General features: G+C 27.1%; 13 protein-coding genes. 8 read left to right on the top strand and 5 right to left on the bottom strand.

Features of this window, described 5'->3' with window-relative positions; genetic code table 11:
* The first annotated feature begins 10 nt into the window (after positions 1–10).
* From L3B98_RS16175 to L3B98_RS16205, 7 genes are all read left to right on the top strand, one after another.
* Positions 11–1,054 carry a M42 family metallopeptidase gene (locus tag L3B98_RS16175; protein WP_238917501.1) on the top strand — a complete coding sequence of 348 codons (1,044 nt, stop codon included), beginning with the start codon at positions 11–13 and terminating at the stop codon, positions 1,052–1,054.
* A 96-nt stretch (positions 1,055–1,150) separates the two neighbouring features.
* Positions 1,151–1,330 carry a hypothetical protein gene (locus L3B98_RS16180; RefSeq protein WP_015393448.1) on the top strand — a complete coding sequence of 60 codons (180 nt, stop codon included), beginning with the start codon at positions 1,151–1,153 and terminating at the stop codon, positions 1,328–1,330.
* Between the two features lie 146 nt (positions 1,331–1,476).
* Positions 1,477–2,949 carry a leucine-rich repeat domain-containing protein gene (locus L3B98_RS16185; protein ID WP_077363761.1) on the top strand — a complete coding sequence of 491 codons (1,473 nt, stop codon included), beginning with the start codon at positions 1,477–1,479 and terminating at the stop codon, positions 2,947–2,949.
* 189 nt (positions 2,950–3,138) lie between these two features.
* Positions 3,139–4,071 carry a GTP-binding protein gene (locus L3B98_RS16190; protein ID WP_077363759.1) on the top strand — a complete coding sequence of 311 codons (933 nt, stop codon included), beginning with the start codon at positions 3,139–3,141 and terminating at the stop codon, positions 4,069–4,071.
* 52 nt (positions 4,072–4,123) lie between these two features.
* Positions 4,124–4,756, top strand: a complete 633-nt coding sequence (locus L3B98_RS16195; RefSeq protein WP_238917502.1) for a GTP-binding protein — start codon at positions 4,124–4,126, stop codon at positions 4,754–4,756.
* Between the two features lie 29 nt (positions 4,757–4,785).
* Entirely contained in the window at positions 4,786–5,781 is a 996-nt protein-coding gene (locus L3B98_RS16200; protein ID WP_238917503.1) for a permease, read from the top strand.
* Positions 5,782–5,818: 37 nt separating this feature from the next.
* Positions 5,819–6,586, top strand: coding sequence for a TIGR03943 family protein (locus tag L3B98_RS16205; protein WP_238917504.1), 768 nt, complete (start codon positions 5,819–5,821; stop codon positions 6,584–6,586).
* 408 nt (positions 6,587–6,994) lie between these two features.
* Here the strand turns inward: L3B98_RS16205 and L3B98_RS16210 are convergent, their stop codons facing one another.
* The 3 genes from L3B98_RS16210 to L3B98_RS16220 form a co-directional block, all read right to left on the bottom strand.
* On the bottom strand, positions 6,995–7,708 hold the full coding sequence (locus L3B98_RS16210) for a FlxA-like family protein (protein WP_238917505.1): 714 nt from the start codon (positions 7,706–7,708) through the stop codon (positions 6,995–6,997).
* Between the two features lie 153 nt (positions 7,709–7,861).
* On the bottom strand, positions 7,862–9,631 hold the full coding sequence (locus L3B98_RS16215; RefSeq protein WP_238917506.1) for an ABC transporter ATP-binding protein: 1,770 nt from the start codon (positions 9,629–9,631) through the stop codon (positions 7,862–7,864).
* Position 9,632: 1 nt separating this feature from the next.
* The gene (locus tag L3B98_RS16220) at positions 9,633–11,366 is read right to left on the bottom strand and encodes an ABC transporter ATP-binding protein (protein WP_077363751.1); all 1,734 of its coding nucleotides are present in this window, start codon (positions 11,364–11,366) and stop codon (positions 9,633–9,635) included.
* A gap of 606 nt (positions 11,367–11,972) precedes the next feature.
* On the opposite strand from L3B98_RS16220, the gene L3B98_RS16225 reads away from it, so the two are divergent.
* Positions 11,973–12,218: a hypothetical protein gene (locus L3B98_RS16225; protein ID WP_238917507.1), complete on the top strand. Its 246-nt coding sequence runs from the start codon at positions 11,973–11,975 to the stop codon at positions 12,216–12,218.
* Positions 12,219–12,321: 103 nt separating this feature from the next.
* On the opposite strand, the gene L3B98_RS16230 is transcribed toward L3B98_RS16225, so the two are convergent.
* Together L3B98_RS16230 and L3B98_RS16235 are read right to left on the bottom strand one after the other, a co-directional pair.
* Complete coding sequence (locus L3B98_RS16230) at positions 12,322–13,251, bottom strand: DMT family transporter (protein WP_238917508.1); 930 nt, start codon at positions 13,249–13,251, stop codon at positions 12,322–12,324.
* A gap of 182 nt (positions 13,252–13,433) precedes the next feature.
* Positions 13,434–14,657, bottom strand: coding sequence for a DEAD/DEAH box helicase (locus tag L3B98_RS16235; protein WP_238917509.1), 1,224 nt, complete (start codon positions 14,655–14,657; stop codon positions 13,434–13,436).
* Positions 14,658–14,868: the final 211 nt, after the last annotated feature.

The following is a 14,868-nucleotide window of genomic DNA, read 5'->3' on the forward strand; positions in this document are numbered from 1 at the left end:
GGAGGTAAAAATGAGTAATAATATAAGTGTAAATAAAGAATTTGTCTTAAATACGGCAAAAGAAATATTAGAATTTGATAGTCCTACAGGGTTTTGCTTTGAAATAATAAATAAAATAGAAGAAATGATAAAAGGTTATGGATATAAATTCGAGAGAACTAACAAAGGGTGCGGGATTATTACTATTGAAGGAAATAGTAATGACAAGACAGTTGGACTTTGTGCGCATGTAGATACATTAGGGGCTATGGTTAGATCTATAACGGCTAATGGAACTATAAAGTTTACAATATTAGGTGGGCCGATAGTACCAACTTTAGATAGTGAGTATTGTAAAATAAGAACAAGAGATGGAAAACTTTATACAGGAACATTTTTAAGCACTAGTCCAGCAGCTCATGTATTTGAAGATAGTAAAACTAAAGTAAGAGATGAAAAAAACATGGAAATTAGAATTGATGAAGTGGTAAAAAATAAAGAGGATGTCTTAGCGTTAGGAATTGCTCCAGGAGATTTTATATTTATCGAACCAAAGACAACAATCACTGAAAGTGGGTTTGTAAAATCTAGATTTATTGATGATAAAGGCAGTGTAGCAGCTATAATAGCTTTGTTAGAATTAATGAATAGAGAAAAAATTAAACCTAGGTTCACTACAAAAATAATAATTTCAATATATGAAGAAGTTGGACATGGATCTGCATATGTACCAAATGATATTACTGAATTAATAGCAGTCGATATGGGGTGCATAGGTGATGATTTATCTTGTACAGAATATCAAGTTAGTATTTGTCCAAAGGATTCAAGTGGACCTTATGATTATGAAATGACTACAGAATTAATAAATTTAGCAAAAGAAAACAATATAGATTATGCTGTCGATATTTATCCAATGTATGGGTCTGATGTAAGTGCTGCATTAAGAGCAGGAAATGATATAAAAGGGGCACTTATTGGCCCAGGAGTTCATGCTTCACATGGTATGGAGAGAACACATTATAAAGCATTAGAGAACACAATCAAACTTCTGCATTTATACTTAACAAAATAGTAATTAGACAGAATTAAAAAAATAATTCATATAATTTACATAATGTGATATAATTATAAGGAAAGTATAAAATTGCAATTAAGGAGGAGAGAGTTTATGATGTCTGGGGTAGGAGCAGGATTTGGAATTATACTTGTATTGATTTATTTAGTAATATTTGGTGTATCTATTTATTCGCTAGTTTTATTTATCAAACTAGCTAGAAGAGGTATAAAAGCTCTTGATATATTTATAGATGAAAAATCTAAAAATCGATCATCTAATGATATATACTAAATCAGTTAAATAAAATGATAAAGAGGACTCTAGGAATAGAGTCCTTTTAGTATTAAATTTCGAAATTAATGTTTTTTAGCATAATTTGAGATTTTATAAATATAGTGCTATAATATATGAGGGAAAAAATTAAGGGAGACGATTAAATGCGACATAATAAGGTGAAAAAATTAGTAATATTAACAGTATTTTTATGTATTTGCAGCTCGCCAGCTGTAACTTATGCAAAAGATACAAGAATTAATGGGGAAATATCAGAGCAAATTAGTATTAATGTTCATGATAACTGGCTTACTCAAGAGGTGGCTAAGCAATTAAATAAAAAGGTTGATGATCTTACAAATCAAGATTTTTTAAGCATAAAGAAGCTCGACTTAAAATCTGTGAAGATTGAAACTGAAATACCCGATGAAATGAAATTATTAAAAAATTTAGAGTATTTGAATTTAAATTATTGCCGATTAACTGGACAAGTTCCAGAATATTTGGGAGATTTGCCTAAATTGACTTATTTGGATTTAGGAGACAATAAGTTAACTAAATTACCTGATAACATAGAACAAAAAATTATTAATGGGAAATATACATATAGTGATGTAGAAGGTAATAGATTTAGTCTTGATGAAGGATGGCATTTTCTTAAAGGAAAGTGGTGTTACTTAGATAGAAAAGGACAAAGAATAAAAGGAACTCAGACAATTGATGGTAAGGAATATCAATTTACTGATGATGGAAATGTAAGAGAAGGTTGGGAAACTGATAAAGATAATAATAAATACTATTTTGATAAAATGAATGGGCTAGTAAAAAATGATTGGAAATCTATTGATGGAAAATGGTATTATTTTGATGATAAAGGAATAATGCAAAAAGGATTTCAAACAATAAAAAATGTTAAATACTATCTTGATGATAATGGAATAATGGTTACAGGATGGCAAAAAGTTGATAGTAAGTGGTATTATTTTGGTAACATTGGTGCAATGCAATACGGATGGGTAATATACAATAATAAGAAGTATTATCTTGATCCTAAAACAGGAGTAATGGCTATTGGACAAACTACTATTAGTGGAAAAAAATATACTTTTTCTGGCGATGGTTCCTTAATGACAAATGTATGGCTTGATACTTATAATTATATTCAGCCTAATGGTCAAAGTGTAAATACTCTTTATAATTATTCTCATTCAAACACAAATTATCAATTGTTTAAATATATGACTTCGCCAGCTAACCAAGCAAGTGTTGATAGCACTGCGATAGCTTTACATGGTGGTGATCTTAAAAACAATTGCGTATATTTTTCATCAGAAGCTTTAAGAAGAATTGGAGTTAATATTCCGAGAGGAACATGTAATACAGTTCAATTTGAAAATATACTAAAAGGAATGGGCTTTGTATATAGCTATGATTTACAACAATTAAAACCAGGAGATCTTGTATTTACAAATGGATATTCTCATGTATTTATATTCATGGGGTGGGATGAAAATGGTTATGCATACATAGTAGATAATCAAGGAATAACTTATGGAGGTACCCTTCATAAGAGATTGATATTTATAGATGGAGCAAATACTGACAGAGCAACACACTTCTTCTATTATCCAAATTAATAGTTTAATAAATATAACATCCATAATTAATAATTATTTATTAATTATGGATGTTTTTTTGTATTTAGAATTCCACCAGTTTATTGGTTATCGTGACTTGAAAAAATTGTATGGAAGTTCAATCATATATATCAAAAACTAATAGTATAAATAAAGATATGAACATAATTAAAGAAAGGGAAAAGAGTAATGAAAGCTAAGATAGATATATTTTCTGGATTTTTAGGTGCTGGAAAAACATTGTTAATAAAGAAATTGCTAAGCGAAAAGGCTTATGGGAATAATACAGTAATTATTGAAAATGAATTTGGAGAAGTTGGAATAGATGGACAGATACTTAGAGAATGTAAAATTGATGTAAAAGAAATCAATTCAGGCTGTATTTGCTGTCAAGTATCTGGAAACTTTGGGGATGCAATTATTGAAGTCATAAATGGGTATAATCCAGATAAAGTAATTATAGAGCCTTCAGGAGTAGCAAAGTTAAGTGAAATACTAAATTTGCTAAATGGTTCTAGGTTTCAAAGCATACTCGAAATAAGAAATATATTTACCTTAATAGATGTTAGAAATTATAAAATGTATTTGAAGAACTTTAAAGAATTTTATGAAAATCAAATAAAAAAAGCAAATAAAATTGTTCTAAGTAGGAGCCAAATGCTGGATAGAAAAGCAATTGATGAAATAATCAGTTCATTAAAAACTATTAATTCTGGAGCTGAAATTATATATGATAGTTGGGATAATTTGAAGGCTAAAGATTTTTTAAAGAACAATACTTTACAAAGCGAAATAAAGAGCAATAATAGTACTAAATTTCTTATACGTCAAATAAATCATTCAGCAAAAGAAATATTTGAGAATTTTCCAATCTATATTAATAAGAATGTTAACATAGAAGAAATTGAAAAAAAGTTTGAAGTGATTTCTAATAATGATATTTATGGGAATATAATAAGGGCAAAAGGAGTAGTAGAAGATTGCAAGGGTATATTTCATCAATTTGATTATGTTCCTAATGAATTCAAAAGCAGGAATATTAAATGGTCTAATGTGAAGGTTTTATCGATTATTGGAAGTCATTTAAATAGAACAGAATTAGAGCAATTATTTAGTAAGTAATGAATAGTAGACCGCTTATTATTAAATCGTAACAAAAAGGGATGGTGGGAAAGTGAAAATACATATTGAACTAGTTACTGGGTTTTTAGGGGCTGGGAAAACTTCATTTATAAATTCTATTTTAAGCGAAAGTATAGTAGAGGGCGAAAGAATTTTAGTTTTACAATTAGAACATGGGAAAAAGGAAATTAAGCTGGCTAACAATAATAATTCATTTATAGTTCATAAGTTGTACGATATAGATGAACTAAAAGAAAAACTCATATCTTTAATAAGACAATATAATCCAAATAGAATAATTGTTGAATATAATGGAACAATAAATTTTAATACTATTCTTGATGTTTTAAATGAAAAAGTCTATAAAGAATGTTGCAAAATTACTACTGTATTTTTTGTAGCTGATGGTATTACTCTGAAACAATTTATTGATAATTTGGGAAGTTTTATAGTTCCTTTTATACAAAATGCAAATATGATAGTTGTTAATAATACAGATTACTGTAGAAAAGAATTACTAGATCAAAATATTAATAAAATTAGAAATATAAATCCTAGAGCATATATATTAAAAGTGAATAATAAGTATTCTATTAAATCTACATTAAAGGAAGCTAAAGTTTTGGATAATGGATATTTAAAGAAATTAAGAATCAAAGTAGTAAATCACTTTAAAACATATTAAAGAAAATTTGGAGGAATTAATATTAGTATATGAAGAATTGTAATAGTAAGATTTTAATATTTCTTTTTATTTGTGCGATTGTATTGCTATTTTGGTTTTATACTAATGACAAAGGTACCTTTCTAAAAGAAATAGGAGACTTTTCAAGTATATTCACAAGCATTTTAATTGAAGCAATTCCTTTTATTATTATAGGAGCATTAGTATCAGCAATAATTCAAACATGTATATCTGAAAAATTTATAGCAAAATTAGTGCCTAATTCTAATACTGTTGGATACTTGGTTGCAGCATTAATTGGATTGATTTTTCCAATATGTGAGTGTGCCATAGTTCCTATTACAAGAAGATTGATTAAAAAAGGGATGCCAGTTGGATTTGGAGTGACGTTTATGCTTGCGGTACCTATAATTAATCCAGTGGTAATAATGTCAACTTATTATGCATTTTACGATAAAATAATTATGGTATTTATTAGAGTTATTGGAGGAATTGTTGGTGCTATTTTAATTGGAATAATTGTAAATGCATTAGAAAATAGTGGACATCCAGTAATCATGGATTTTTTTGAAAGTGAGGCATATTGTAATTGTGGCTGTAATTCATTTGTTGAAAGCCAAAATAAATTCAGAGCTGTTATTGAGCATACTAATAGGGAGTTTTTAGATATTATGGGATATTTAATTTTTGGAGCATTTATCTCAAGTTTATTTCAAATTATAGTACCACATGGGAATATGGACTTTTTATCTAATAATAAAGTATTTGGAATAATTATAATGATGTTACTTGGCTTTTTTTTATCTTTATGTTCTGAGGTTGATGCTTTCGTTGGAAGAAGCTTTTTAAGTAATTACTCATTTTGTGGAGTGGCTGCCTTTTTGATTTTAGGGCCTATGCTTGATTTAAAAAATCTTATTATGCTAATAGGTGCTTTTAAAAAAGGTTTTGTATTTAAATTAACCTTAACTACAGTTAGTATAGTATTTTGTATATCTTTCTTATACATGTTATGTGGATTGTAAGAACAATTATAATTAATCCATGAAGGGAGATATATAAGTGAAAAGATTTAATTTTGATGAATTTTTATGGTTTATAGTTTTATTTTTACTAGACTTATTTTTAATAGATTTAGTGATTACTAATAAAATTAATTTCTACATTGGAAATAATATGACAAAATATATTTATTTTGCTATAACAAGTATAAGCATTATTACAATTTTTCAAGTAAAAAATGTATTAACTCCAAAGAGTGCTATTAATATTAAAATTAAATTACTGCCTATAATTTTAGCTATAATATTGGGAGTGATTTCAATAAGAACCCATCAAACATTTAAGCACTTTGAGTTAAACAATGAACTTAAAGAAAACAAGATTAGTAATATTGATAAACAATTCCTACTTGAATATGAAATGAAAAATAAAAATGTAAATTTAGATAATATTGAAGATAATTCTAAGAAAAATTTTGAGAAGCCTATAATTGTAAATGATAGTAATCCAATGGTTCTTGAAGATATAAGGATGAATCCAGAGAAATATTTAGGAAAAGAATTAGAAGTTGTAGGTTTTGTTTGTAAAGAAGATTATTTAAATAAGAATCAGTGTATAATAGAAAGATTAATTATGAACTGCTGTGCAGCAGATTCAAAAGCTGTTGGAATAATTGGAGAATATGATAAAGTTAATGATTTACATGAAAATGATTATGTTGTTGCAAAAGGGAAGATTAGAATTTCAAAGATACAAGACGATAATAATGTTAGTCATTACATACCAGTAATAGGTATAGAAAAATTAAGAATTGAGAATTCAGAATAAAAATATATGCTGTAACTACAATCTAAAATTATGCTTTGGTAATTACAGCATATGAAACTTTTTTATTCTTTAGGAATTTATAATGCAGTAAAATCTGTGTATAATATATGAAAAAGGCTATTTAACTGAGTTGTGTATAAGAAAAGAATAAAAAACAAATTACTCGCCTGCATATAATGTTCTCATATGCAGCATAGCTGCCTTTTCTAATAAAATGTTCTTATATGCAGCATAGCTGCCTTTTCTAATGTGCACATTTTTCTCACATACTTTCGAAAAGGCAGATGCGCACCTATAAAAAGAGTGCGAAGCACAATACGGAACTTAATATTAAAAATCTCCGGCTCCACTGTCGCCTGCGATTTTTTTATATTTGAAATTAAAAGATTATTCTAGAAAAAAATAAATTTAACAGTGTTCGTCAATAGCATTTAATTTTTTTGAATCTTTAGTATTTGATTCGTTGATGGTATCAGTATTTTCAGAATCAGTATTAATGCTATTTTTAGAAGAATCAGTATCATCTTGTGAATTTTTATATGCTTTTTCAATAATAGATTTTTCCTTATTTGCAACTTTTAGAGTTTTACCAATTTCTTTAGAAATAGCCCGGTCAATTCTGTTGGCGATTTCTGGAGAAGAATTTTTATATCTTGTTTTTAGTTCACTTAAATCACTGCATATTTTATTTGATCCATTAGCCATAATTAATACTTTTGAACTTGAAGATGCTAAAATATCCTCTTTTGTTTTAGTATTCGTTTGTGAACTTAGTTCTTCTTCTAATCGTTTTTTTTCAGCATCTTCTTTTGCTTTTTCAGCTTCGGCTTCTTTTTTATTTTTTATAGCATCCTGAATTTGTGCTTTTATTTCACTAATTTTATCATCAATTTCTTTTTGTTTTTCCAGAAGCTGCTTTGGATCTAATTTTTGATTTTTTAAATTTTCCTTTTGTTTTTTTAAATCTTCAATATTTTTCTGAAGTGAGGCAATTGCATTATCAGAACTATTTTGATTAGTATTTAATGAATTGCGATTTACCTTTAATGAGTTATTGTTATTCGATGAATTGTTGTGGTAATTATAAATAATATTTGAGTTTAGCTTGCTAATACTATTCATTATAGAACCCCCATAATTTTTACATCGAATAAATAAAAGAAAACTTTACACTATTTGGATAAAAAATAAAATGCTTACTTTTGAAATCTGTGTAAAAAATCACATACTCAAGAAAAAAGTAGTAATTTCTTAGAGCATGTGATTTTCTATTTTTTATGCATCTTGCTTAAGAAAGCTGTATTGAGCAGTATATAACTTGTAATAATAACCATGATTAGCAAGTAGCTCCTCATGAGTACCAGCTTCAACTATTTTTCCATGGGAAAGCACAAAGATTTTATCACAATCTCTTATGGTGGAAAGTCTATGAGCAATTACTATAGAAGTTCGTCCTTCCATAAGTTTTTTTATTCCTTCTTGAACTAATATTTCAGTTTGAGTATCAATATTTGCTGTAGCTTCATCTAATATCAATATTCTTGGATCAGAAATAAGAGCTCTTGCAAAGGCTATTAATTGTCTTTGACCAAGCGAAAGTCTTGAACCTCGCTCATTTACATCAGTATCATAACCATTTTCAAGCTTTATTATGAACTCATGAGCGTTAACAGCTTTTGCAGCCTTTACTATTTCTTCATCAGTGGCAGTTAATTTACCATACCTAATATTTTCTTTAATAGTAGTTGAAAATAAAAATGAATCTTGAAGCATAATTCCCATTTGGCTTCTTAAGCTTTCAATTGTAACCTCTTTAATATCAATGCCATCTATTTTAACAGAACCTAAAGTAGGATCATAAAATCTGCTTATTAGATTGGTTATTGTTGTTTTGCCAGCACCAGTTTCACCAACTAATGCAATTTTTTCACCTGGATTTATTTTAAAAGTAGTATTTTTTAGAGCAGCTATTTCAGCATTTGTATATGAAAAAGTAACTTGATCAAATTCAATTTCTCCATTTATTGGTGGAAGGCACTTAACAGAATCTTTATCAACAATGTCACTAGTGGTGTCTAAAATATCAAAAATTCTTTCACCAGCAGACATACTTGTAACAAATGCATTATAAAATGATGATAAATTTATTATAGGTCTCCAAAGCATTTCAATATACATAAAAAATGCCATTAATGTACCTAAACTTAAATTTCCTTGTTTATTAAGTAAATAACCAGAAACTAATAATATAACCATACTTAAGCCACGAAATGCAGTTAAAAATGGCCAAAAGAAATCTTGAGTGAAAACGGCTGTCATAAAGCCTTTTGAATGTTTTCCAATATGGCTATCAAACTTATCCTTAGCATAATATTTTTTACTAAAGCCTTGGATTACCTTCATACCAGAAAGCGATTCATGAGTATATCCAATCAATGAAGAACGATGCTCTCTAAATAGTCTCCATTTTTTGTCTGCTTTAATTTGAATAAAAAGCATAACAAAAAGTAATAATGGCATAGTAATTAGGCAAATTCCTGCAAGCATTGGATTTAGAAAAAGCATTACGCAAATTACTAAAATAATAGTGAATACATTTGGAATTAAATTTACAATACTATTATTTAACAAATTTTGAAGAGCATTAACATCTCCAACAACTCTAGAAATGATTTTTCCAACAGGACGATTATCAAAAAAATTAAAACTCAAAGTTTGAATATGAGTATACAAACTATGTCTAATATCTACAAGTATTTGATTGGTAATTTTAGACATTGCTATTGTTCTTATACCTGAAAGGATAGTGGAAAATATATTTAAAAGAATTAAACCACCACCAAGTAATAATAGAGCTTGTATATTTTTTTCGGCAACAAAAGTGTCTATGGATAACTTCATTAAATATGGAGTTAGAGTGTTACAGGACATAACAACAAGTAAAAGAAATACAACAAAAGCAACTTTTATTTTATAAGGTCTAACATAAGTTAATAATCTTTTTATTATTTGAATTTTTGATGATTCATGAATTATATCATTCATATTAATTCGCCTCCAATGTCAGGGCTTCAAAATCTTGGAATTGATGAGAATAAACATTAAAGTAATAGCCTTTTGAATTAACTAAGCTAGAATGAGTGCCTTTTTCGATAATTTTACCATCTTTCATGAAGAGTATAATATCAGCATCTTTTACACCAGATATTCTATGTGCAATTATAAAGGTTGTTGTTTTTTTCTTATCATTCTTTAAGTTTTGAAGAACCTTAAATTCTGTTTCCATATCTAGAGCTGAAGTTGAATCATCAAGAATCAAAATAGGTGATTTTCTTATGATAGCTCTTGATATAGCTAGTCTTTGTTTTTGTCCTCCAGAGAGACCAAGACCTCTTTCTCCGATTATTGTGTCAAAGCCTTCAGGCATTTCCTTGATAAATGAGTGAGCAGTACTATCTTTAACTGCTTTGATTAATGCACTTTCTGATTTACCACTACCAAAATCAATATTGTTTTTTATGGTATCTGAGAATAGGAAAGTGTCTTGGAATACTACTGACATATTAGCTCTTAAAGTTTCTAAATTCCAGTCCTTAACATTAACGTTATCTACTAAAATTTCTCCAGCAGTTACATCGTAATATCTTCCAATTAAAGAAAGGAGAGTACTTTTACCACAGCCAGTAGTTCCCATTATTGCAACAGTACTACCATGAGGTATATTTAAATTTATATTATGGAGAATTTCAATATTATTATAAGAAAAGCTTACATTTTTAAAGACAATATCTCCTTTAACGTCAGTAGGGTTATAACTATCATTTTTTGAAACAATAGCAGATTTTCTATTTAATATATCTGCAATCTTGCTCATAGAAGCTTTATTTTGAGAAAGTAAGTTAATAAATGCACCTAAATTTCTTACACACCACGATAGATTAAAAATATAGCTAGTAAAAGCAACTAGACTTCCAAAACTTAAATTCCCTTGAATACATAGATAACCTCCGTATATAATCATCAAAATTGGAGCAGAATTTGTTAGTAGCTCAATCAAAGGACCATAGGTACCAACAATCTTTGCTTGGTCAACATTTAAATCATAGAATTTTTGGTTTACTTTTAAAAATTTAGATATTTCATATTTCTCACGAGCAAAAGCTTTTACAAGTCTAATTCCAGAAACATCCTGTTGAACTATAGAATTAATTTCAGCGGTTTGATCACTTATTTGTGAATATACATTCCAAAACTTCTTGTCCATAATCATTCCAATATAAGCAACTGGCAACAATACTATCAAACAAATTATTGTTAAAGTTTTGTTAATGCTAAACATAATAGCTACTGATACTGAAAAGAGTATTATTGCTTCGATTAATAATCTTAATCCAAAGGCTAGTGTATCCCAAACAACATCAACATCCTCAATAATTCTTGAAAGTAATTCTCCAGTATTGTTATTATCGAAGAATGAGAATTCAAAGGATTGAAATTTGGTATATAAATCTTGTCTCAATTTTTTGCAGATGATCAATGCAAATTTATCAAATAAAAATTCATTAATATAAGCAAATAAACCATGAAGTAATGCTATCATTGAAATTATTCCTAAAAAAATAGTTAAATAATCATGATTATTTCCTAAAATTATATTATCTATAAATATCTTTTGAAAATAAGGATAAGAACTATCTGCACAGATACATATAATCATTGCAAAAAAGGGAATAATAAATAATTTCCACTGTTTTACAATGTAATTTTTGAATAAAGTCATAAAAATTCCTCCTTTATATATTTATGTATTAGTTTTGTCGAATACAGTTTAGTTAGTAAACAAAATATTATTTTTGGACTGCAGTCACTAATTATTACTTAACTGAAATTGTACCTTTAATGGAATTGAATGTTTAAAATTATTGATATATCTATATTGATATGGACGAGTTTGAATTAATTAAACGCAAAAAAACACAGCTTATTCAGAGCTGTGTCAAACAAAACATTATAAAAGTTAAATGCTAAACGTAAAGTATGTATATCAAATAGCATATCTCTTATGAGGTTTCACAGATGAATAATAAAATATATTTGATTTTATAAAAGTAATAAATATTCTATTTGTATTCATAGTTAAACCTCCTTATAATTTTATAATTCTAAACATCTTGTTGTTAATATACTATAAATTAAAAAATAATGCAAGAAAAAAATAGAAAAAATTTATAATTAATGTAAAAATTGATTAAATAATTCTACTAAAAATACTATATTATAGAGTATTAAATTAATTTATTTGTTAAATTAATATCTTTTATTGCACACGTGTGCGAAGAGTATTATAATTAGTTTATAAAAATAAAAAGCAAGGGAGATAATTAAAATGGGTAGAGATAATACAGTAAAATTTGGTACAGTAAATGAAGAAAAAGAGGTGCTTGCAGTACTAAAGGCAAGTGTTGTTAATGGACATGAAGTAGAATCTACATTGTTAGGACTCTATGAAGATGAAAAAGAATTAAAAAAAGATAAAAAGAATTTAGAATTAGATGGTCATAAGACTATTGTAAGAGTAAAAGTAAAAATGGAACCAGTTGAATATATGGGGGATATAGAGAATCTTAAATAGTAGATTTTAATTTATAGATTAAGCGAAATTGAAAATTTGTTGAGATCAATTAGGCACATTAGGGAGATATATATGCGTTATCTTCTTAATGTGCCTTGTATGTTTAATAATCATTTTTAGATTTAAATAAATTTTTAGAAAGAAGTAAATTACCTAGCTTGGAACCATTTTCTGAAACATATACACCTAAGAAAATGAATAATGCACCAAGTGCAGAATATACAGTGATTTTTTCATTTAGGATACAAATAGATAATAATAATGTAAAGGCTGGAATAAGATAAATATAATTATTAGTTTTTATTACTCCAAGCTTGTCTACAGTAAAATTCCATACAACATAACATAAACTAGATGCTATCGCACCTAGAAATAGAAGATTCATAATAACACTGATATTTTCGATTTTTTTTATATCAAAATTAAATTCTGACGTCCATAAAAAAGGAATCATAGTTATCAAAGCGTAAAAGAAAATTTTTCTAGTTAAATATAGATGATTATATTTACTGCCAAACTTTTTAGTTGTTATAGAATAAACTGACCAAGATATTGCTGCGCCTAAGGCAAGCATATCTCCAACTGGATTTAATTTAAGCATAAAGCTACCATTAAAAATAACTAAAAAAACCCCTGAAATTGCAATGATAAAACCATAGATTAAATTCCTATGTATATGTTCACCTTTAGTAAAAAAGTGAGCAAGGAGGGCAGTTATAATTGGTGCAGTGGCAACTATAAGTCCGACATTTGATACTTGTGATATTTTAACAGCTGAATTTTCAGTTAAAAAGTAAAGTGACCCTCCCGTAATACCGCATATCAAAAACATGAACTCCTCTTTTAAAGAATGTATTTTGTGAAATTTAGGATGAATTATAAGCAATAAAATATAAGCAATTATAAATCTATAAAACATAACTTCAAGTGGAGTAAAAATATTTAATAATATTTTACTAAAAATAAAAGTAGTAGACCAAATGATTACTGTAATTAGTGCTAATAAATTTAAAAGAATTTTATTGTTGTTCATTAAAGTGTCCCCTTTGTGTTTTTCTTAACTAAATATAGTATACGATAACTTATTTTTAAAATAAATACTATTAAAAAATAAGTTGATTATTATACAGAAATATTTAGAGTAATATAAATAAAAGACTTAATAACAGTATTATCAAGTCTTTTGTAGAAAAATTTTAGATTTAATAAAAGATTTTATTTATGAAATTTTGATTTGTCAAATTTATTGCTGTAGGATTTATTTTTTGTTTTATCATTGTTTATTTCAGCGGAATAATTATAGTCTTCAAGAATTCCTCCAAATACTTTTTTTTGTTTAAATTCAACATTGAATTCTCTTTCATATTTTTTTATTATACTTAACTGTTTGATTGTTGTTACACATATAGAAGTACCATGAGCATCTCCTCTAGCAGTTCTTCCAGCTCTATGTAAATATTCATTTAATTTCAAAGGTAAATCTAAGTGAAATACATGAGTTATTCCTTCAACATCTAAACCTCTAGCAGTTACATCTGAAGATACTAGAATTTTAATTTTACCATTTTTAAAACTCTCGATTGCAAGTTTTCTATCTTCTTTTGATATTTTACCAGTCATTGCAAAACAATCTTTACTATGATAATTTAGTTTTACAGTTGTTAATTCAATATCATCATTATCATTAACAAAAATAATTGCTTTCTCTGGTTTAACAGCGACAAGAAGTTTTCTTAGAGTTTCAAATTTATCACGTCTTTCACATACAATAAACATATGCTCAATATTAGGGTTGATCTGTGGTTTATCCTCACCTTTTATAATTAAAGGTTCCTTCATTAAAGCTTTTGCTGTTTCTAAAGTTTCGGCTTTAATTGAGGCAGAAAAAATCATAAGTTGTCTATCTCTCATTGTTGTTTTAATAATGTTTTTAGTGACAAGAGCTCTTTTAGGGTCTAATAAATTATCGGCTTCGTCTATAACAATTGTCTTAATAGTATGAGCAGTTATTTTCTTTTTTTGAATTAGATCTAGAATTCTTCCGGTTGAGCCAACAATAATATGAGGTTTAATATCTTTCAATTTTTTAATTTGATTATTGATATTTACATCTCCAATTATTGATAAAGATGTAACTGGTACATCAGAGTTTTGAGCTAAAAGCTTAATTTGATCTTCAATTTGTATAGCAAGTTCGTGAGTAGGAGCTAAAATTATTCCTTGCATTTCTCTTTTTGTTGTATCTATCTTATGAAATAATGGAATTAGATATGCTAAGGTCTTTCCGCTTCCGGTAAAAGCTTCACCAATTATATCTTTATTTTCAATAGCTGGAATAATTGATGATGATTGAATTGCAGTTGGAATAGTAATTCCTTGTTTTTTTAGTCCTTCTACTATATTTGAATTTAAATTTAAATCGCTAAATGAATTGTTCATTAATTTCTCCTTTTATGTTTAGATTTACTTCACAATGAAAAAATATATTTAAGTTAGAATAGTTAACTAAAATTTGATTAATAGCTTGATTTTTTATCATTTCAAACTAATTATATCTTTATTATATGAATATTGCTAGATAAACTTGTATAATTTGCTTTTAATGCAACTATTAGTTGACAAAATTCTATTTTTAATTGATAGAACTAAC

It is taken from the genome of Clostridium sp. YIM B02555, from assembly GCF_022320955.1.
Lineage (GTDB): Bacteria > Bacillota > Clostridia > Clostridiales > Clostridiaceae > Clostridium > Clostridium saccharoperbutylacetonicum.